The 21,922-nt window shown below is 34.4% G+C and carries 18 protein-coding genes; 14 read left to right on the top strand and 4 right to left on the bottom strand.

The window, feature by feature from the left end; genetic code table 11:
• Positions 1-310 precede the first annotated feature (310 nt).
• Positions 311-1,933 carry a Na/Pi cotransporter family protein gene (locus tag IQ10_RS04080; protein ID WP_144449204.1) on the top strand — a complete coding sequence of 541 codons (1,623 nt, stop codon included), beginning with the start codon at positions 311-313 and terminating at the stop codon, positions 1,931-1,933.
• 185 nt (positions 1,934-2,118) lie between these two features.
• Here IQ10_RS04080 and hemH read toward each other — a convergent pair whose 3' ends face one another.
• Positions 2,119-3,048: a ferrochelatase gene (gene hemH / locus IQ10_RS04075; RefSeq protein WP_144449431.1), complete on the bottom strand. Its 930-nt coding sequence runs from the start codon at positions 3,046-3,048 to the stop codon at positions 2,119-2,121.
• 490 nt (positions 3,049-3,538) lie between these two features.
• Here hemH and thpD point away from each other — a divergent pair, with 490 nt between their 5' ends.
• The 8 genes from thpD (at position 3,539) to IQ10_RS04035 (ending at position 12,206) form a co-directional block, all read left to right on the top strand.
• Positions 3,539-4,483 carry an ectoine hydroxylase gene (gene thpD, locus IQ10_RS04070; protein WP_144449203.1) on the top strand — a complete coding sequence of 315 codons (945 nt, stop codon included), beginning with the start codon at positions 3,539-3,541 and terminating at the stop codon, positions 4,481-4,483.
• Positions 4,484-4,683: 200 nt separating this feature from the next.
• Complete coding sequence (locus IQ10_RS04065) at positions 4,684-5,547, top strand: pirin family protein (RefSeq protein ID WP_144449202.1); 864 nt, start codon at positions 4,684-4,686, stop codon at positions 5,545-5,547.
• 168 nt (positions 5,548-5,715) lie between these two features.
• Positions 5,716-6,255: a YusW family protein gene (locus IQ10_RS04060; protein ID WP_144449201.1), complete on the top strand. Its 540-nt coding sequence runs from the start codon at positions 5,716-5,718 to the stop codon at positions 6,253-6,255.
• Between the two features lie 291 nt (positions 6,256-6,546).
• Positions 6,547-7,410, top strand: a complete 864-nt coding sequence (locus IQ10_RS04055) for an STAS domain-containing protein (protein WP_242009728.1) — start codon at positions 6,547-6,549, stop codon at positions 7,408-7,410.
• Between the two features lie 267 nt (positions 7,411-7,677).
• Entirely contained in the window at positions 7,678-8,208 is a 531-nt protein-coding gene (locus IQ10_RS04050) for a hypothetical protein (protein ID WP_144449200.1), read from the top strand.
• Positions 8,209-8,518: 310 nt separating this feature from the next.
• Entirely contained in the window at positions 8,519-9,874 is a 1,356-nt protein-coding gene (locus tag IQ10_RS04045) for an arsenic transporter (protein ID WP_144449199.1), read from the top strand.
• Between the two features lie 305 nt (positions 9,875-10,179).
• Positions 10,180-11,061 (top strand): F510_1955 family glycosylhydrolase, encoded by an 882-nt coding sequence (locus IQ10_RS04040; RefSeq protein WP_144449198.1) that lies wholly within the window; start codon positions 10,180-10,182, stop codon positions 11,059-11,061.
• Positions 11,062-11,327: 266 nt separating this feature from the next.
• Positions 11,328-12,206 carry a polysaccharide deacetylase family protein gene (locus IQ10_RS04035; protein ID WP_144449197.1) on the top strand — a complete coding sequence of 293 codons (879 nt, stop codon included), beginning with the start codon at positions 11,328-11,330 and terminating at the stop codon, positions 12,204-12,206.
• A gap of 66 nt (positions 12,207-12,272) precedes the next feature.
• Here IQ10_RS04035 and IQ10_RS04030 read toward each other — a convergent pair whose 3' ends face one another.
• Positions 12,273-13,442, bottom strand: coding sequence for an FAD/NAD(P)-binding protein (locus tag IQ10_RS04030; protein WP_144449196.1), 1,170 nt, complete (start codon positions 13,440-13,442; stop codon positions 12,273-12,275).
• A 187-nt stretch (positions 13,443-13,629) separates the two neighbouring features.
• Here IQ10_RS04030 and IQ10_RS04025 point away from each other — a divergent pair, with 187 nt between their 5' ends.
• The 4 genes from IQ10_RS04025 to pulA all read left to right on the top strand — a co-directional run bounded on the left by IQ10_RS04025 (position 13,630) and on the right by pulA (position 18,436).
• The gene (locus IQ10_RS04025; RefSeq protein ID WP_144449195.1) at positions 13,630-14,388 is read left to right on the top strand and encodes a TatD family hydrolase; all 759 of its coding nucleotides are present in this window, start codon (positions 13,630-13,632) and stop codon (positions 14,386-14,388) included.
• A gap of 219 nt (positions 14,389-14,607) precedes the next feature.
• On the top strand, positions 14,608-15,048 hold the full coding sequence (locus tag IQ10_RS04020; RefSeq protein ID WP_144449194.1) for an Rrf2 family transcriptional regulator: 441 nt from the start codon (positions 14,608-14,610) through the stop codon (positions 15,046-15,048).
• Positions 15,049-15,182: 134 nt separating this feature from the next.
• Positions 15,183-16,046: an SDR family oxidoreductase gene (locus IQ10_RS04015; protein ID WP_144449193.1), complete on the top strand. Its 864-nt coding sequence runs from the start codon at positions 15,183-15,185 to the stop codon at positions 16,044-16,046.
• A 287-nt stretch (positions 16,047-16,333) separates the two neighbouring features.
• A complete protein-coding gene (pulA, locus tag IQ10_RS04010; protein WP_158639983.1) occupies positions 16,334-18,436 on the top strand; it encodes a type I pullulanase in 2,103 nt (700 codons plus the stop codon).
• A gap of 76 nt (positions 18,437-18,512) precedes the next feature.
• Here the strand turns inward: pulA and IQ10_RS04005 are convergent, their stop codons facing one another.
• Entirely contained in the window at positions 18,513-19,001 is a 489-nt protein-coding gene (locus tag IQ10_RS04005) for a DUF3231 family protein (RefSeq protein ID WP_144449191.1), read from the bottom strand.
• A 250-nt stretch (positions 19,002-19,251) separates the two neighbouring features.
• On the opposite strand from IQ10_RS04005, the gene IQ10_RS04000 reads away from it, so the two are divergent.
• Complete coding sequence (locus IQ10_RS04000) at positions 19,252-20,385, top strand: zinc-dependent alcohol dehydrogenase (protein WP_144449190.1); 1,134 nt, start codon at positions 19,252-19,254, stop codon at positions 20,383-20,385.
• A gap of 57 nt (positions 20,386-20,442) precedes the next feature.
• On the opposite strand, the gene pdxR is transcribed toward IQ10_RS04000, so the two are convergent.
• The gene (gene pdxR / locus IQ10_RS03995) at positions 20,443-21,888 is read right to left on the bottom strand and encodes a MocR-like pyridoxine biosynthesis transcription factor PdxR (protein WP_144449189.1); all 1,446 of its coding nucleotides are present in this window, start codon (positions 21,886-21,888) and stop codon (positions 20,443-20,445) included.
• Positions 21,889-21,922: the final 34 nt, after the last annotated feature.

The raw sequence follows: 21,922 nt of genomic DNA, 5'->3' as shown, positions 1-21,922 counted from the left end.
GAAAGTTGGTTCGTTTCTAGTTGGATAGAAAAAGAATAATACTTTTTCATTCTAGGTTGAGAGTAGAGGCTCATGAAAGTTTTATTTACCATTAAGCTTTAAAAATACGTAAGATGTATAAAAATTGCCCTAATGTAATAAAAATTAACTATAATTACGACATCAGAATAAAACTTACAATGCCTTTACAATATCTTTACAATATCTTTACACTTCTAACATTTACTTTTCTTAATCCCTTTTTTACTATAAGAAAGGGGATAAAATAGCGTTACATTTTGTCGAAATGATATAAAGAAGGGTTGATGAAATGGATTTACAAACAATACTGTTCATGTTTTTTGGAGGACTTGGGATCTTTTTATTTGGGATCACGTACATGGGAGATGGTCTCCAAAAAGCAGCTGGGGATCGATTAAGAGATCTTTTAGATAAGTACACGACTAATCCGATTATGGGTATCCTAGCGGGTTTAGTAGTAACGATCTTAATTCAATCAAGTTCAGGAACCACTGTATTAACAATTGGACTTGTAAATGCGGGTTTTATGACATTAAAACAAGCAATTGGAGTCATAATGGGGGCAAATATCGGTACTACGATAACAGCATTTATCATTGGTATTAAAATATCAGATTATGCGCTACCGATTATCGCTGTTGGTACCTTTTTGATCTTTTTCTTTAAAAACAGAAAAGCAAATAATATTGGACAAATTTTGTTTGGCTTTGGTGCTCTTTTTTATGGACTTAACTTAATGGGCGATGCCATGAAACCACTAAGAGAAGTTCAAGCATTTACTGATATGATGATAAATTTGAGTGATAATCCGCTACTTGGTGTATTCATAGGTACGGTATTTACAATGATTGTTCAAAGCTCCTCAGCGTCCATTGCATTACTACAAGCTCTTTTCTCACAAGGGCTAATGGATTTGAATGCGGCTTTACCTGTGTTATTTGGTGATAACATCGGGACGACTATAACAGCTGTTTTGGCATCAATTGGGGCTTCTGTTGCAGCGAAAAGAGCAGCGTTAACCCATGTTATTTTCAACTTAATTGGAACAGTGATTGTCTTACTGTTGTTTAGTCCTTTTGTCTATTTGATTTCATCTCTTCAAGATTCTTTAGGTCTTAATCCAGAAATGACAATTGCATTTGCGCACGGTATCTTTAACGTCTCGAATACGTTAATTCAAGCGCCATTTATTGCCATACTCGCCTTGATCGTTACAAAGCTGGTACCTGGAGAGGATTCTACTATTGAATATAAGGCAGTCCATTTGGATGAACGATTTATTCGTGAATCTCCATCAATAGCTCTTGGACAAGGTCAAAAAGAAGTGCTTAGGATGGCTGAGTTAACAGAAAAGGGACTTGAAGAGGTAGGGCTCTTTATGAAAACTCATGAAAAGAAACATGGGGAAATGGTTCCGCAATTTGAGAATGCAATAAATAATTTGGATCGGAAAATTACCGATTATCTTGTTAAATTATCTTCGCATTCTCTCTCAGGTGAAGATTCGAAATTACATTCAACTTTACTGAACACGATTAGAGATTTAGAGCGAATTGGTGACCATATGGAAAATATTATGGAACTTGTTCAGTATCAAATTACGAACAAAGTGATATTTTCTGAGTCAGCGATTGCTGATCTGGATGAAATGTTTGATTTAACGTTATCTACTTTAAAACAATCAATTAAAGCATTAGAAACGGGAAATCAAGATGACGCAAGATCCGTTCTAGAAAAAGAAGAGAAAATCGATAACATGGAACGTGATCTTCGTAAAAAACATATTATACGTCTAAATGAAAATAGATGTACAGGTGCTGCAGGTATTATCTATGTTGACATTGTAAGTAATTTAGAACGTGTAGGAGATCATGCCGTTAATATTGCCGAAGTTGTTATCGGAGAAGATTAATAGTCATAATAAAAACGACTGGAACTTAGATCCAGTCGTTTTTGTTTACTTTGAATGATGATTAACCTGCCTTTTTTATGGTTTTAAATTTTATACCGCATCCACATAAAATACTATGTTTTAGCTGTTTTATTTCAGTTTGACATTGTGGACATGTTTTTGTCTTTTGAATCATTTATCATCACCTACTTGTTTAATTTTTCAATGACAACCTTAGCAAGTACATTAATAAACCTAGAGTCAGTATTTGGCATTGGTGGTCTGTCATAGCTTACATTTAATTCTTCAGTTACAACCTTGCATTCATAATCATTATCATAAAGAACTTCTAAGTGGTCAGAAACAAAGCCAACAGGGGCATAAATAAAAGAACGGTAACCTTGGTCATATAAATCTCGTGTTAGATCTTGTACATCTGGACCAATCCAAGGATCAGGCGTATTTCCTTCGCTTTGCCAACCAACGACAACATTTTTAAAATGAAGTTTCTTTGCGATTAACTCCGCTGTCTCTTTAAGCTGCTCTGGATATGGATCATTATGCTCTAAAATTTTTTTAGGTAAACTATGTGCAGAACAGATAACAACCGTTTTTTCTAAATCATTATCTGTTTTTTGCTTCAGTTTTTTAGAGATTTCGTCTGACCAATATTGAATAAAACCTTCCTCCTGATACCACTCATTTACTGAGATAATTTCAGGACCATTGATTTCACTTGAAGCCTTTTTAGCACGACGATTGTATACCTCAGTACTAAAGGTAGAGTAATGGGGAGCTAATACGATCGAAACAGCATTTTCAATGTTGTCATCTTTCATTTGCTGGACAGCATCTTCAATAAAAGGAGTAATATGCTTTAAGCCGAGATACATTTTGAATTCAAATTCGTTTTGCATCGCATTTAACGTTTCCGCGAGCTTTGTTGCTTGCGCTAATGTTATTTTTGCAAGGGGAGAAATGCCACCAATGCTTTTATAGCGATCTGTTAAATCTTGGATCATTTCCGCAGTTGGCGTTCTTCCATGACGAATATGTGTGTAATAATCAACGACATCTTCTTCTTTATAAGGCGTGCCATAAGCCATTACGAGTAATCCAATTTTTTTTCTTTCCACTTTTGCCACTTGTCTTCACCTCTACTAAAATTCGTGACGATCTAGCTGTATGATTCCTCTTATTCTTCGTGAAAAGAGTAAATGAGTAATAGATTTATTTAATAATGATTATTGATAATGAATTTTAAAAATTTTTATAATTGAGAATAATATTGAGAATTTACAAAATGACTATTTTATTAACCGTAAAATATGAGAAAGCTTTTTTATGTTAAAGTTACTAGATCAGTAAATTTTTCGATCATTGAGATAACATTTAGATTATTATTATAACATCTTCTAAGATATAATCAATACTTAATTATAATTATTTTAATTAAGTATTGATTATAATAAATTATATGGATGATTTAATTGTCAATAATTATTGATCACAATTGAAAATATCTCATACTTTAAGAATAGGATTTATTAGTTTCGTCGTATAAATAGAGGGAATCACATCAACTGTTACCTATTAAATAAAATATTTCAGAAGGAGTGATTGGGTATGGTAGCAGATTTGTATTCTTCAAGAATTAGTAAGGAAGCAAAAATGATCAGGAGACAAGATGACGTCATTCACAAAAACTCCGAGTTGTTCCAAGGTCCTCTTAGCGCAGAAGATTTAAAAACTTATGAGAGGAATGGTTATCTTCTTTTTAAAGACCTTTTTTCTAAAGAAGATATTCAAGTATTAAAAGAAGAACTACGCCACGTTATGGAACTAAATAAAAACAACAATAGTGAAGATGTTATTCGAGAACCTGGAAGTAACGAAGTACGTTCTATCTTTGAAATTCATAAAAACAGTGAATTTTTTGAGCGACTTTCAAAAAATAAAAAACTAGTCAGTATTGCTCAGCAGCTTCTTGGTAGTCAAGTGTATATTACGCAATCGAGAATAAACTTTAAACCAGGTTTTAAAGGCAAAGAATTTTACTGGCATTCTGATTTCGAAACATGGCATGTAGAAGATGGAATGCCAAATATGAGAGCAGTAAGTTGTTCAATTGTTTTAACAGATAACCATGAATTTAATGGTCCACTTATGTTAATTCCTGGATCCCATAAGTGGTATGTATCTTGCTCAGGAGAGACTCCTGAGAACAACTATAAACAGTCGTTACAAAAACAAGAGCTCGGTGTTCCGGATGAAAATAGTTTAAAGACCTTAGTTGATCAAGCTGGAGGAAGAATCGACAGGGCAACGGGACCTGCTGGATCGGTTCTCTTTTTTGATTCAAATATTATGCATGCTTCTAGTGGTAATATTTCACCATTCTCACGCAGTAATGTCTTTTTTGTTTTTAATAGTATCGAAAATCAATTAACTAACCCTTTCTCAGATGCGAATCCTAGACCAGAGTTTTTAGCTAACCGTAAAAACATACAACCAATTAAGCCACTAGATGAAAGCATTATAAGTGTGCCTTCCTTGGTTGAAAGTAAATAATTAATCCATAATGAAAGCAGAGGAATAAGACATTTGACATTCATTGTCGTTCCTCTGCTTTTTAGTACTGTTCCTGTAATGAGCAATAGCTTTGTTTATCTTCCCAAAAGCTGATTTAATAAAGATAGTATATTGCATTTAAGCATCTCTTAATTTAGAGCTGCTAAGAATCAAAAATTTTTTAAGAGGGGGCAAATTAAATGGAAATTAATAATGTATTACAAAGGGAGCTTAAAGATAGCTGGTATGTTAAATATGAAGAAATGTCTTTTCCAGCCGTTCAAAAAGGGTGGGTGCTACCTCCAGATCGATGGAAGGACTTTGATCCGTTTATTTTAATGGCTGAGGATTGGTTTAAACGTGGGACGTTTTCAGAGCACCCTCATAGAGGTTTTCAAACAATCACGTATGTTATTGATGGACGACTTGAACATACGGATAATCATGGTGGTCATGATATTTTAGAGGCTGGTGATGTTCAATACATGAATGCTGGATGGGCTGCACTTCATGCGGAAGAAGCTGTCGACAATGACATTGCTCACACACTCCAATTATGGTTGAACTTACCTAAACATCAAAAAAACACTCCAACGACTTACCAGAATGTATATATCGAAAATGTACCGACAGTTTCCTTTGATGGAGGAGCAGTTCACGTTTATTCAGGAAACATTGAAGGATTAAAGGGGCCAATAGAGTCAGTAGTCCCATTTACATTAACTGAAATTTCTTTATCAGATGGTGCTTCTTACAATTTGCGTCTACCTGAAAATCATAATGGATTCATTTATATGCTTTCAGGAGATGTAGAATTTGGTCATAATCAAAAAAGTCTAAAAAAGACAGCTGTAGCAACATTGACATATAAAGAAAATGGTATAGATACAAAGGAAAGTGAATTACGATTAAAAGCAAATGCTCGTTCAAAAGTGCTTGTCTACACAGGCGTGCCTATCAAAGAAGAAATTGTTGCTTATGGTCCTTTTGTCATGAATACAATGGAAGAAATCAAACAGGCTTATACTGATTATCATAGTGGGTTATTTTCAAAGAAAGGATAAAAATCAATATTTTAAGCAACACTCTCTGCAGTAGGGAGTGTTCTTTATTTATGAAAAGGATTACGTAAAAATATATTAAAATAATTCATAAAATAAGTTTAATCTTATCGTTTAAAGGTTACTTATACTACATAACTACTACATAACCAAAAAAGGAGAATTCATTTTATGAAAAAGACAAGAAAAGTAATGGTAGGTATTTTTGCATCATCTCTATTAGTATTAGCAGCCTGTAACGAGGAAACAACTGTTGAAGATCCAGCTCCAGAGGATACGCCAGTGGAGCAAGAAGCTGATGGTGACATGATTCATACTGATGAAGGAATGGATACGGATGTGGACGAAGTGCTAGATCCTGATTCTGATGAACCTGAAACGACTGCATTCGGTTTTAGCTACTTACATTTGAATGTGAATTATAGTGATTTAGGTGATAGCTATACAATTCATTACGAACATACGACTGATGAAGTAAATGCAGAAATTGATGATTCTCGTATGGATATGCAGTTAACAGGAGATGAAGCTTATCAAGAACTTGAAAATAGATTTGAAAATTTCCAAATTGATAGTGAAATGAGTGAAGAAGAAATTCTTGCTGCTATTCATGAAAATTTTGATTTCGACCCAAATTATGAAAGTTTGGAGTTAGAAATGACTCTAGAAAATGGTACTGAGATCAACTTTGAACATGAGTCAGAAGAATAAAAATAACAGTTTAAAAACCACTTCTACTTATTTATAGTAGGAGTGGTTAATTGATATATAAATATAATCTGATTAATTGGAGATGTCATGATTGACGTGTTTTTAGATATGAATTGTCAACCGACTATAGAAGAAATGAGAAGTATTCCAAAGCCGAAGGATTGCCTTGTTGATTCAACTTTAAGGCTTTTTGTGATGTACATGTGAGTGATAGTCACGTTATAATCTAACTAATAAGAAATAGTTTAATAGTTTAATAATTTATATAAATGCAAACTAAGAGGTGGCGTAGTGACAAAAGGCACGGTTGAAAAGTCTCGCATTAGATTAAATAAGTTTGAAAACTTTGATGAAGCAATTAATGAAGTTCTGCACCTTATGAATCGTTTTATCGACATTAATACATTATTTATTGCTAAAAACGATACATATACCAATGAAATTATCAAAGTAATCAATCAAGACTATGTTTTGTTAGAAGAAGGAGGGACTCTACCTTTTAGAGAAACATTTTGCAAATTAAGTGTTGAGAAAGGTAAAGAGATTCTCGTCATTCCCGATATTACTAAGAGTGAACTGACCGCCCATCTTGAAGTAACAAAAAAATTAGGAGGTGGGAGCTTTATTGGTATACCTTTATATTTTGGGAATGGTGAGAATTATGGAACGATTTGTGGACTAGATAATAAACCTTTTGAATTTATCGATAAACATCTTGAGCTCTTTGAGACCATGTCCTCTCTTCTTACTTATATTCTAGAATTAGATATAGCTAATAAGCAAATAAAAAATTTAGTGGCACCAATTGTTCCAGTTGCTAAAGGAATTGCTATTCTGCCGATTATTGGAGATATAAGTGAAGAACTTGCAGAATCTATTACTCTTACTGCTTTATCTGAAAGTCAAAGACTATCCTTAGACTATTTAATTTTTGATTTATCTGGCGTTCAAGCTATGAATCGGTCATTCACTTCACATTTATTAAAAAAAGCAAATAGTTTAAATTTAATCGGAGTAACTCCTGTGATGACGGGAATTAAGCCAAACTTAGCAATGAAAGCGGTAGAATTTAAAGATGATTTACAAGGAATTAAGACTCATGCTACATTAGAACAGGCTTTAGTGAATATTGGTTTTAGCTTGAAGAGAACATAGATCAATTTATTATTAAGACCCACCGAATTTTCGGTGGGTCTTTTAAATGACCTATACATAAAAGCAAATCTAAGAGCAACCTAGTTCATAGTCTAAGTCTAATTATACATACTTTATATTAATTATTAATTGAATACTTTACCCATCACACATAGAAGTGTTCTGCAATATAAATAAACTATATTCCGAGTGAAAACGACTAAAGGGATATGTATATATGAAGTATAGATGATTAACTAGTAGATTTTAGATAAGGGGGAGGAAACAATGTCTGATCAGATATATAATTCATTAATTGGTAGAGTAGTTCAAGTCAATAAAAGCGGACCTGGAGCAACGGTTGGAAAGCTTTTAGCAGTAAAGGAAGACTTTTTAGTCTTTCGTGCAAAAAATCAAGAAATCATCTTTTTTACCTTGGAACATATTAAAACGATTACAGAAGAGACAGAAGCACAAATTCATTTTTCTTCTGAAGAAAAAGAACTTTTATACCCTAATAATTTTCAGAAGTTAATCCAAACTTTTATAGGAGAAAATGTGCGCATTAATCGAAGTGGTCCAGATTCTAGAGTAGGAAAATTACATGGTGAGGATGGAAGCTTTATTATGCTTCAAACCGAAAGAGATGGCCTTATATTCTACACAATAGAGCATCTTAAAAGTTTAAGTATAGTGGTCATGCAAAGTAATGAAGAAAACGAAGTAAGCGATAATTCTGACGAAGAAAGTCCAGTAGAAGAAACAATTGATATGGCAAGTGAGTCTGAAAACGAAACAGAGAATGATAAGGAAAATTAGGCTGAAGTGGAAGGAGAGCCCGAGAATAAGAACAAAGCCTACATTACTGATACGAAAATAAAGTAAAAAACAAACAAAGAATGATCGCTAAAGAAAAAGGAGAAATAGATAAGAACATTATTTTATGTAATAAAATTATCAACATAATCTTTCATAGCGAGGGGTGAGGAAATGTTTATTTCTTCTTTATTACTTTTATCGGGTTTAGTTTTCTATAAGTTTTTAAAACCTTCAAGCGAATTGAGTCAGTTTAAAAATAAGACTGATGCCGTAGAAAATTACAATAAATTAATAAAAGGGGTAAACTCCAATGTCTGATTCATTGGTCATTTTTACTCTGCTGATCTTTGCGCTTACTACTTTATTTATTATGTGGCGACCTCGAGGAATAAATGAAGCGGTACCTGCATTTGTAGGATCTGGGATATTGTTATTAATGGGAATTGTACCATTGAGTGATGTTAGGGAAATATTAGAAATCGTAAGTGGCCCTGCATTAACAATTATATCAACTATTATTATGTGCATTGTTCTTGAGACGATAGGTGTTTTTAGGTGGGCTGCTTATAATATTATCAAACGGGCTAATGGATCTGGTATAAAGTTGTTTTGGTATATCATTATTCTTTGTTTTTTAATGACGATTTTTTTCAACAATGATGGGAGTATTTTACTAACAACACCAATCATTATTCATATTGTTACAATGTTAAAGTTAACAAAAAAACAAAAATTTCCTTATTTGTTTGGCGGCGTTTTTGTTGCTACGGCTTCAAGCTTACCTATCGGAGTAAGTAATATTGCTAATTTAATCGGTCTACAAATAGTAGGTTTAGATTTAATATCATATACAAATATGGTTTTAGTTCCTTCTATGATCGGGATCTGTACATTAAGTTTATTAATCTTTCTACTTTTTAAAAAGAGCATACCAAAAAAAGTAGATTCTATTCAAGATGAGTCAACTGCTTTTATCATGTCTCAACAAATTCCTCTATTATCAAAAAAAGCAATAGGAAGGCAAGCAATTGATGTGCAATTACTAAAAATATGTCTTGGTATTGTTATACTAGTAAGAGCAAGTTATTTTATACTAACGCCTTTAGGTATAAATATTGAATGGATTGCTCTTGTTGGAGCAGCTATTTTAATAGTAATTAGATGGTTTAAAACAAGAATAGGCGTCTATGATATTATTAAAAAAGCTCCTTGGCATATCCTCGTATTTGCTTTTGGAATGTATGTGATAGTCTATGCATTAAACAATACAGGTTTACCAGTAATATTAGTTGAAATATTGAAAGAACCAATGTCTCAAAATTTACTTTATGCTAGTTTTCTATCTGGGATTATGATAACAGTACTTTCAAATCTAATGAATAATTTACCTTCAGTCATGTTAGGTGTCCTAATGATTACTGAAATGGGACTAGATATACAAACATTACAATTTTCTTATATCGCAATTATTATTGGGAGTGATATAGGAGCACTGCTTACGCCACTCGGGACTCTTGCAACTTTATTATGGATGTATGTGTTAAAGAGGGAAAACATTCATGTTACTTGGGTCCAATATTTAAAAGTTGCTATTTTTGTTATACCTTTAACTCTTTTCGTCACTTTGCTCTCATTATATTTATGGGTTACTCTTATCTACCTATAAAAGAAAGTGAATGAATGTTTAAGGTGAATTAGACCCACTGATGCTACTTAGTGGGTCTAAACGATGTTTAAAATGAACATTTTTACTTTAATGTGATTTAGGACGTGGAAATGAATACATGTCATTACTTGCAAACTTCATTCTTTCTACATATTTATTAACTATATTAACAATTGTAGATTAACTAAAAGGTGAAAGGAGAATATGAGATAAGTGTTTTTAATAATACGATCGTTGCTCGTATCGTATTATTAGGAGTAATACAATCGTACATTTTACAGACTAATTATCAGAAAGGAAGAACAATGAAACACATAATTTTCACAGCGCTTGTAGTCATTATTTTAGCGGCTTGTAGTCAAACTGATGAAATAGAATCATATACTCATATTCATGGACTTGAGTACGCAAATGAGTCTTTTTATATTGCGACACATCATGGTCTCATTCAAGTTGACGAGTCAGGCTGGCAGCAAGTTGGAGAACCTGAACAGCAGCACGATTTGATGGGATTTACCGTTTTAAACGATGGAACAATGATTTCAAGTGGTCATCCAAGTATACGGTCTGATTTAGCTAATCCTTTAGGTGTTGTTATAAGTGACGATCAAGGTTTGACTTGGGAACCAATTGCTTTATATGAGGAAGTTGATTTTCATAGTTTACATGTAAACGAAGGCGATCAAAATATTATGTACGGGGTAGATGCAGGGAATTCTGTCCTTTATAAATCTGAAAATAAGGGACATGACTGGAGTCAAGTAAATGTAGAGGGCTTATCAGTTGCAGAGATTATTACATTAGTGTCGAATCCGTTAAATCCTGATTATGTTTTAGCAGGCCTTGAAACAGGCTTATTTGTTTCTGAAAATGGAGGAGAAAGCTGGAGTCAAGCTGAGTCAGATTATACAGCTACAGCTTTTGTTTCAATGGATGAAGAAAGTGAAGTGTTAATAGCTTATTTGATTGGAAGCTATAATGGTTTATATGTAAGTGAAGACTTTGGACAAACATGGACGTCTTTACATTTAGAACTTGAAGAAGATGTTGTGACGATGATTAGTAAGCATCCTGTTTTGGAAGGAACTATTCTTGTTGGAACCATGCAACAAAGCATTTATGAAACAGCGAATATGGGAGAGGACTGGACAATGTTAGCTGAAGAAGGCGTACCAGTTTCAAATTAAAATTTGAGTAAAAGAGCTTTTACCTTCAGTGCAATATGTTCTAAGGGGAAAACTCGTTAATAACAGTAATAATAAAAAATGACCTATCCGCAAAGTGGGAGGTCATTTTTTATTTGTGATTAAGAATATTTTTGAATCAAAAGCGGTTGTCTATTAGCTCCTACTTTAAAAGTTTAATTACACCTTTCATGAAATTAAAAAATGCTCGAATAAGTTTCCTTGTTTTATTAAAAATAATAGAAGTAAATGAAAAAGGAGATGACAACTTGCGGAGGGAAATTTTAAAAATGTTATTGATGAGTGTTTTGCTATTTTGTGTTTTTGTGAATGGAAATACAACTGTTCTTGCTGAAGAGGAATCAATAGGCGATCATTTATTAGAATTGTGGGGGAGTAAGGATAAGAAGGATCAACCCCAACAAAGAGAGCAAGAGATCCCAGATCCTGCAGGTGGTCCCGAATATAGTGGAAGAGTTCGTCAACCTGTTTCTAATATCATCTTACAACAAAAGTATCCGAATACGGTTGTCTTAAGAGGACCATTAACCGAAAATAAAGTTGCATTAACATTTGATGATGGACCTGATCCACGGTTTACAAATCAAGTCTTGGACGTTTTAAAAGAATTTAATGTTCCAGCAACTTTTTTCGTGTTGGGAAAAAGAGCAGAAACTTACCCTGATATAGTAAGGCGGATGGTAAAGGAAGGTCATATTATTGGAAACCATACATATTCTCATACGGACCTTTCGAAAGCTGCTGATATTGAAACACTTGTAAGAGAAGTGAATCAGACAGAGGATGTTTTGGTAAATCTAATCGGCTATCGACCAAAACTATTTAGAGCTCCTTATGGTTTCTTGTATGATGAATTGGTAGAGAAGCTAGCTGAAATGAATTATACTGTAGTCGGATGGTCAGCTGACTCGTTAGATTGGCGAGAATTACCGCCAGAGGATATTGCATATAATGTGTTAAGTAACGTCGAACCAGGGGCGATTATTTTAATGCATGATGGAGGCGAACAGGAGGCCGATAGAACGGGGACAATCAAAGCTCTCAGGCAAATAATCCCGACCCTAAAAGAACAAGGCTTTGAATTTGTCACGGTTCCTGACCTTGTCAACATTCCATATCAGAAATAGTAACGAATGTCATAAGTGATCCTTTCAATAATGAAAGTGATCACTTATTAATTTAGAGTGAATATTTTATAAACTATTCACGATTCGTTCAGCGGATCTTCTTGCTCCAGATATATTTCTTGATACAGGACCGACTTCTAATTCTGCCAGCGCTCCAAGTACATATAAATTTTCATCCCATTCTAATGAAGAAGGGGAGACAATCGGAAACCCACAAGCTGCGCATTCTAAGTTCTGTTTCTTGATAAAAGGACTTAACCACTTTATGCCTGGAGGAATTGAATGAAAGCCAGTTGCAAGTATGACTGATGAACAAGATATTTGTTCATTAGACTTTAACGTTAAATGAATAATGTCCTCTTCATACTTAGCATGGTTCACTTCATCATAGATAATGTTAAGACTACCCGATTTTTCTTTGCTTTTTAATTTAATATTTAATTCACTAGTCATTGAGCCTTTATGACGAGCATTAGCAATCATTTTTCTTCTGTCTGTATAGTCTTTTAATTGGGTGAATGTGGACATAAACTTGGGTCCTAACCAGCCAGGATCTGAATCGAATTTCTTCACCTTTAGACGATTTCTTGTTAATAATGTAACGTGACCAGGGAATTTATCTGCTAGTCTAAGCGAAAGGTGAGCCGCACTAATTCCCCCTCCGACGATTGTTATATTTGTAGAGACGTTTGCTAAGGATTGAATATTCTCTGAAAAAATATGTTCAATATTTGCGCCGCTATCTTTTATTGAACGAGCCCAATCAGGCCAAATAGGATGTTCACTAATTCCCATTGCTAACGCTACTTTTTCTGCTTTAAAGGAGCGTCCATCCTCAAGTTGAACTTCCCATGCTCCAGTAGCTTTTTTTATTCCACAGGCTTTACCTCTTAACCAAGCTTTTTCAATTTGAATGTCTTCTAAGACTCCTAAAGAATGCTCATTAAATAATGGTAAAGAAGGGCGTGCGTAATGTCCTAACAATTGATCTTGTTCAGAGAGATTCAATTTAGCTTGTCGCTCTAAGCTAAAAGCATCGACATCAATATGATGGACAGAAGGTGAACGTAAATGTGGCATGGCAATTTTATTTGTGCACTGTATCCAATTTTGAAGAGGGGCATCATGGGGATCGATGATAATAAGTTCATCAATGGTCACTTTTTTCTTTTTTATTAAAAAGGTTGCGAGTGTGCAGCCTTGAATGCCGCCGCCGATAATCATCCATTTTTTCAAGAAGGTTCACTCCTATAATACGAAAATTAAATCGTAATAATTACGAATTATAAAGGTGATTTAATAATGATGCAAGGGAATTTGTACAGTAATGAACATTTTTCTCAATGAAAGAGGTTTTGTAATAATTAGTGAAATGCTACAGTGAGAGTATTAGTATCCTTGAAGAAAGTAGTGGATTGATCATATGATTGACGCACATATTCATCTTGAACAATACGAAAACATTCATAAAAAAATTGACGAGTGGAAGTTAGCAGGAATGAAAGGCGTTATTGCGGTTTCTAATGATTTGGCTTCTTCGTACCGAACGTTGGAATTACAAACGAAATACCCAAATTTCGTCTATGCTGCTGTCGGATTCCATCCTGAAAACCCACTCCCTAAAGAATGTGACTTTATGGAATGGCAATCATTAATATCAACGGAACGTGACAAAATTACCGCGATCGGGGAAATAGGTTTACCTTATTATAATCTTGATCAATTGCCCCACTCTCTTTTGTACTACATTGAATTTTTAGAGGAGTGTTTGGCAATTGCTCTTAAGAACGATCTGCCAGTTGCTCTTCATGCCGTTCATGATAAAACGAAAATGGTTTTTGATTTACTACAAAAACATCAAATGAAACACGCTCATTTTCATTGGTTAAAAGCGCCTAAAGATGTGCTCGAATTGATTGTAAAAGAAGGGTATTACGTCTCTGTTACTCCTGAAGTGTGTTATCGAAAGCGTGATCAACAACTAGCAAGTTCAGTGCCGTTAGATCAGTTATTAATTGAAACTGATGGTCCGTGGCGATTTAATGGACCTTATGAGAACCGTGATACATCTCCTTTGTTTTTAGAAGATATCGTTCATACAATTTCTCAGTTAAAGAAACAGTCATCAGAAGAAATACGGGAGAAGATTTATCAGAATACACATTTATGTTATCGATTATAAAGTGACTGATTATAAAGCTAAAAAGCGGAAAATCCCGAGAAGTAATTTTTATAAACGAATTAAAAAATTATCTTTAAAATAGTATAAAAGGTACCTTAAATAATTATGTGGTTGTTTTATCAGAAACAACTTTTTTCTTTTCGAATTCAAAAATGAATGCTCTTCTATTGACTTGCTATTATGGTGAAACTATAATGGTTACATCAAGAGGTGAATTGTATGAAAAAAATTAGTAGCCGATTTTCAATTGCTGTTCATACGCTATCTTTGATTGCGTTAAGTCCAGAGCTATGTACATCAGATTTTATAGCTGGAAGTGTTAAGACAAATCCAGTTGTCATTCGCAGAATTATTGGACAGTTAAAAAAAGCTGGGTTAATTAATGTTCGCGCTGGGGCTGGAGGAGCATATTTACTTAAAGGTCTTGAAGAAATTACGCTACTTGATGTCTATCGAGCTGTCGAAGTCGTGGAAAAAGGTGACCTTTTTAATTTTCATGAACATCCGAATCCGAAATGTCCAGTCGGAGCAAATATTGAATCTGTTTTTAGAATGAAAATGCTTCAAGCTCAGTATGCCTTGGAACATGAATTAGCTCAAGTTACATTGAAACAGTTAGTAGAAGAATTAAGCGAGAAAACTGGCTCTCTAAAGAGCTAATTTTTTCATTATCGGTGTAACCAATATGGTTCTAATGAAACTGCATTTTTGGATTTGTTGTAACCAATTTGGTTATACTATAACCTCTTGATAATTATGTATAAAAAGAATATGAGATGAAGGAAGGGATTTTTATGTCAATCGTTGTCACTGGTGCTACTGGATTTTTAGGGAATCAAGTTATAGAACTATTACTTAAAAAGTTACCTGCAAATGAAATTATCGCAAGTGTTCGTAATGTTGAAAAAGCCTCAGGACTTGTTGATCGTGGAGTTGAAGTTCGTTATGGAGATTACTTAGATTTGGATTCTATGAAGAAATCTTTTAAAGGTGCTTCTAAGATCCTTTTCGTCTCAAGTCCAGACTCTGATAATACATTTCGTATTCGTCAACATGCCACGGTTGTTCAAGCGGCAAGAGATGCAGGAGTAAAACATATTGCTTACACTGGATATGCTTTTGGAGAAGAGTCTCAAATTCCATTAGCAACTGTTCATATGGCGACAGAATATGCTATTCGATCATCAGACCTTCCTTATACTTTCCTTCGCAATGCCCTTTATACGGATGTTTTCGTAAATCCAGGAATTGCAGGTTCTGTAGCAGCGGGAGAAGTTGTAACGAATGCAGGGAATGGAAAATTAAATGCTGTATCTCGTGAAGATCTCGCAAAGGCTGCAGCTACCGTTCTTTTAGAAGACGGTCATGAGAACAAATCCTATAATTTAGTGAATCCACAACCTTGGACATTTGATGAACTAGCTGAGATTCTTTCTGAAGTGTCTGGCAAAAATGTCGTTCATCGCTCAGTATCATATGATGAAGCAAAAGAATATTTAAAAAATGTAGGTTTACCTGAACCGATTGCTGAGCTTTCTGCTGGCATTTATCATACGATTGCTCACGGTGAAACAGCTAAAACATCAAATGATTTAACAAATTTAATTGGAGAACCAACTCCGCTTAAAGACTTAGTGAAACGAGCTTTACAAGGATAAGATTTTTAAAGGTATTTTTTGAATAGATACAGGTTATTTGGGGAATTGATCCAACAAATAACCTGTTTTTATTTTGGTTTTTATCTAAAATTTTCAAATTTTGTTTTGGAATAGCCATTAATTGGATTAAAGATAGTAAAAATGGTAAAATTTTAAATGTTGAATGATGTGTCATCTGCATAGAATAAGAAATTGAATGCACGTGCATTTGGAAATCTTTTATATTGCAATTGGTAGCTTGAGAAATTAAATACCAAATAATCAGCTGAGAAATGAGGAATTTAACAATGGAAAAGTCCATTGTTTGGATAGATGATGTGAAGGTTTTAACCGTGAATATGGAAGGGCTGACAGCTTTCAAAGAATTAACGCCAATAATTGAATGGCAGGGGCGTGTCATTCAATGCAAGGTTAAAGAAATACAATCCAATAATAAAGCGATTTTAACTTTAGAAGAGGAACTCCCATTAGGTTTTGATATGTATTTAAAGTGGGGGGATAAACAGATGCCTATTTATTCAGGAGCTATTGTTCGTACACCGTGGTTTGATAAGATGTATGATGCAAGTACTGTTTCACTCGGGCCTGATTATTCTGAATTTAAAACGATATTTTCTGTTTGGGCACCAACAGCAACAAGGATGGTCTTACATCTTAATAACGATCGATATGTTATGGATCGCAAAGAAGCTGGAGTATGGATGACAACGGTTGAAGGAGATTGGAACGGGGCGTTATACGATTTTGAGGTTACAATAAACAACCAGTCGCAAAGAGTAAATGATCCAAATGCAAAATCAATGACAGCTAATAGTGGTCGTAGTGTTGTGATAGATCTAAAATCGACTGATCCTGATCAATTTCGTAACGATCAAAAACCTAAAGTTGAACATGTTAAAGATGCGATTATCTACGAATTGCATGTTCGAGATGCGACGATATCACAAAGCAGTGGTGTGAAAAATAAAGGAAAGTACTTAGGTTTAACAGAGATTGGAACAAAAACGGATTCGGGGTATTCAACAGGCCTTTCGTATATAAAAGAGCTTGGCTGTACTCATGTCCAGTTGTTGCCAATTAATGATTTTGCTAGGATTGATGAATTACAACCTAACGATCGTTATAACTGGGGATATGATCCATTGTATTATCAAGTTCCTGAAGGTAGTTATGCGACGGATGCAACTGTACCTATTAGTAGAGTGTTAGAATGCAAACAAATGATTCAAGCGTTCCACAGTGAAGGTTTATTAGTTATTCTTGACGTCGTATTTAATCACGTTTTTGATCAACAATCATCTGCGTTTGAGACACTTGTCCCAGGTTATTATTTTCGTTACAAAGAAGACGGTTTTCCGAGTAATGGAACAGGTGTCGGTAATGACTTAGCAACAGAACGAAAGATGGTTCGAAAATTTATTTTAGATTGCATCGATTATTGGTTAAAGGAGTACAGGGTCGATGGCTTTCGCTTTGATCTAATGGGAATAATCGATATAGAGACAATGAAAGAAATAAAAAAACGCTGTGATCAGGAAAAAGAGCCAATTTTATTATTAGGCGAAGGCTGGGAGCTAGACACCCCATTACCAGCTGAAAAGAAAGCGACGATTTCTCAATCACATCAATTAGAGGGTATAAGTTTCTTTAACGATCGTTTTCGCGATTTTCTAAAAGGGAACTTATTTGACTTATATGATCTTGGATTTGTAAATGGAGAAGGAAGGTTTATTGAGCATCTCGCGCAGCTTGTTTCAGGATCATGTCTTGAAAACTGTGGTGTTCAATTATTTAAGCGGCCAACTCAATCTGTCAATTATGTGGAATGTCACGATAACCATACACTTTGGGACAGACTAGAATTATCAAATGCTGGAGAGAACGAGCAAACTCGTAAAAGGATGCACCAAATTGCTACAGGCTTAACGATTATCAGTCAAGGCATCCCATTTTTACACGCTGGTCAAGAATGGTTTAGAACAAAAAAAGGAGATGAAAACAGTTATATCTCTGGAGATGAAATTAATCAATTAGATTGGAATAGACGAGTAGAGGAAGATAAAAATATTCAATGGATTAAAGCTCTTATATCTCTACGAAAACAATATAACGTATTTCGATTATCATCAGTTCAAGAAATTCAGAAACGCTTGCAGGTGTTAAAAACACCAGACCCTCTGTTTGGGTATTCATTAATAGGGGATAGTGAGGAATTTGTGATTTTTATTAACCCGATGAAAAGGCCTGTTAAGATTACAATGAAGAAATCTGGGACATGGGAGCAGCTTATTAGTAATTATAAAAGAGAGCTACCTTCAATGAATGAGACAAAGAGAAAAACAATAGCGATGAATCCGTTAGAGCTTCTTATTTTAAAGAAAAACCTATAGTCGTTCAAATCACTTTGTTCTCTTTAGAATCCATCAAAAAAAGAGATGTTCGACCTCTTTTTTGATGGATTTTATATTATAAATATAACGTAGGTCGAACAAGCCAACCTTTTTGTTTCATTAATTGTACTAATCGTGCCCCGACCTGTGCTTTACTCATGTGGAATCGCTCAAATATATTTCCAATATCTTCATGACATGATTCACCTACTATTTGACTGCAAACTAATAAAGATGATGAAATTTTTTCAGAAAAATCAGCAGCAATTTGTGCATCATTTAAAGTTAAGTTAGGAGGGAGGTTATTTACAGAAACAGATGGTGGTGCAGGCGGTAATACTAATCCATTTGTTTGAAGAAGGCTTTGTAGTATTTGGATTTCGGTCATTAGTCCCTTTTGTAAAATGTCTTCTGCAAATGTTTTGAAATCTTGATCAACTATCTTAGTCATAAAAACCTCATTTGCAGCTAGAGTGCCTTGAGCACTATTTAGATAACCAGTGATATGAAGAACATCACGAAATTGTATTGGTTCATGTTGCGAAATTTCACTTAAAACGCCCACTTAAACATTCCTCCTTAATAATGAGAACAAGTATTTACCTCACTTAATGTGTACATTGTCTATCGTTTTATTCATAAAGGGTAGATGAATCACGTGCTTTCTTACTTAACTCCGAATTCAACAGGATAGTAATAAATTTTTATAGTTGTGTATGGATGATAGTCATTTGTTTTGGGAAATACTTTAGATGATTGATGTCAATACACAAGTAATCATTCAATTGATTAAAATAAGGATTGGGAGTGGAAGCATGAAAGCAGTAACATATCAAGGACCGAATAATGTAATGGTAAAAGAGGTTACAGATGCAAAATTGGAAAAGAAGGATGATGTTATTGTCAAAATAACGTCAACGACCATTTGCGGTTCAGATCTTCATTTATATCAAGGAAACATGCCATTACCAAAAGGATATATTATCGGACATGAACCGATGGGGATTGTTGAAGAAGTTGGTCCTGAAGTGACAAAGGTTAAAAAGGGTGATCGTGTCGTTGTTCCATTTAATGTCGCGTGCGGACATTGTATTTATTGTGAGCACGATCTGACAAGTCAATGTGACAATTCCAATCCTCATTATGATTCAGGTGGCTATTTTGGGTATACGGAAAAGTTTGGTAATCATCCAGGTGGTCAAGCAGAATATCTCAAAGTGCCTTTTGGAAATTTCACACCATTTCTTGTTCCTGAATCATGCGAGTTAGAAGATGAATCCCTTCTCTTTTTATCAGATGTCATTCCGACGGCTTATTGGAGTGTTGAGCATGCTGGGGTGAAAAAGGATGATACGGTTATTGTCCTTGGATGTGGGCCAGTTGGATTGATGGCTCAGAAATTTTCATGGATGAAAGGGGCCAAACGAGTCATTGCGATCGATCACATCGATTATCGTTTAAATCATGCTAAGAAAATGAATAATGTCGAAGTGTTTGACTTTACCCAATATCCTGATATGGGTGAACATCTAAAAGAAATCACACAGGGTGGTGCCGATGTTATTATCGATTGTGTTGGTATGGACGGGAAAAAATCACCACTAGAATTTGTGGAGCAAAAATTAAAACTGCAAGGTGGAACGATTGGTCCCCTACAAATAGCAACAAAAGCAGTAAGGAAATTTGGAACTGTGCAGATTACAGGAGTATACGGGGGGAACTATAATAATTTTCCTTTAGGAGCCTTTTTCTCTAGAAATATTACGTTGAAAATGGGACAAGCACCAGTGATTCCAATTATGCCAATGTTATATGAAAAAATTGTAAATAAAGAATTTGACCCGAAGGAAATTATTACCCACAAAGTATCTTTAACGGATGCCAGTCATGCGTATAAAATTTTTAATGATCATCAAGATGATTGTATTAAAGTGGTACTAAAACCATAAGTAAATTAGCAACATACGTTCAAATGACTGATTAGAGTTATTTGAACGTATGTATTTTTATTTTTTTATTGATGCTTTCAATGCTTCTGCAAACCTATGGATCCCATTTGCTATTGTGTTCATTTCTGGTCGGCTGTATGTGAATCTGAAAAAATTATGTTGAGAACCTAATGTATTACCAGGTGCAAATATAACACCTCTTTTAATCGCATCATTAAAAAGAAGCTGATCATTGATAGTCTTATGATTACTTTCACACCATAAATGAATGCCTCCATTTGGTACAATAAATCGAATGTCTTGATGCAATTCATGTTTAAATGCTTCCACGATTAAATCTCTTTTATTTTTTAATCCTCTACGTAATTCTATGATATGTTCATTAAAATAAGGGGATTCTAGCAATGCTGTCGCATACCACTGAGAAAAATTAGAATGACCAAAATCAATTTGTTGTTTGACATCTGCTAAACGTTGAATGACTGGTTGAGGTCCCGAAATCCAGCCGATTCTTAGGCCTGATGAAATAATTTTCGATAAAGAACTAATATAAAGGACGAGACCGTTTGTATCCATCGATTTTAATGAATACATTTTTTCATCATCGTACGTTAATAGACTATACGGATCATCTTCTATGATTGCGATACCATATTTATTGCAAATTTCCATAACCTTTTTTCTTCTCTCGAGATTTAAGGTTGTACCAGTTGGATTTTGATGAATAGGGTTCAAAAAAATCATTTTGATGCGATGTTTTTTGTATAAATCGATAATTTGTTCTGGGTCAATCCCCTCGTCTTGAACGTCTAAAAAATGTGTATTCAATCCATCAGAATGGAAAATAGGTAAAGAATATGCATAGGATGGATTTTCATTAGCAACTGAGTCACCAGGACATAGCAGACATTGAATAATTAAATGAATGGCCTGTTGGGCACCAGATGTAATGAGTATAGAAGAAGCAGATGCTGTAATATTTCGATATTGTTTCATATGCGTTGAGATAACTTCACGTAATTTTATATTCCCTTGAATATGTTGGTACCCTAAATCCCCGTCTAATTTCATTGAACGATGCACATTTTCCATGAGTTTCATTGGAAGTAAATCGGCATGCAATTCTCCAATACCAAAGTTGATAATTTTCTCCTCAGTTTGGATAAGCTGATAAATCATTTGATTAATTGGATTATTAGATAAATAGAAACCTTCTTTTACAAATCGATCCCAGTTGGGTGTTCGATTCTGATCATTTTCCCATACATTTTTACTGACAACTGTTCCAACTCCAACAATACTTTGGACAAGCCCACTTGATTTAAGCTCCTCAAAGGCAGAATTTATTGTACTTCTATTGACGCGAAATGTTTTGGCTAAATTTCGTTCTGAAGGAAGGCGACTCCCTGATGGCCATTCTCCATTTAAAATGCAAGATTCGAGATAATTAGAAATTTGCTTATATAAAGGAAGATCATTAACCTTATCTGGTTTCCATTCCATCACTTAACCCCCTCAATTCATTCATACGAAAAAC

The organism is Halalkalibacter nanhaiisediminis (assembly GCF_007830185.1).
Lineage (GTDB): Bacteria > Bacillota > Bacilli > Bacillales > Bacillaceae_D > Halalkalibacter > Halalkalibacter nanhaiisediminis.
The sequence above is the reverse complement of the archived record's forward strand: the minus strand, read 5'-3'. Positions and strand labels throughout refer to the sequence as shown.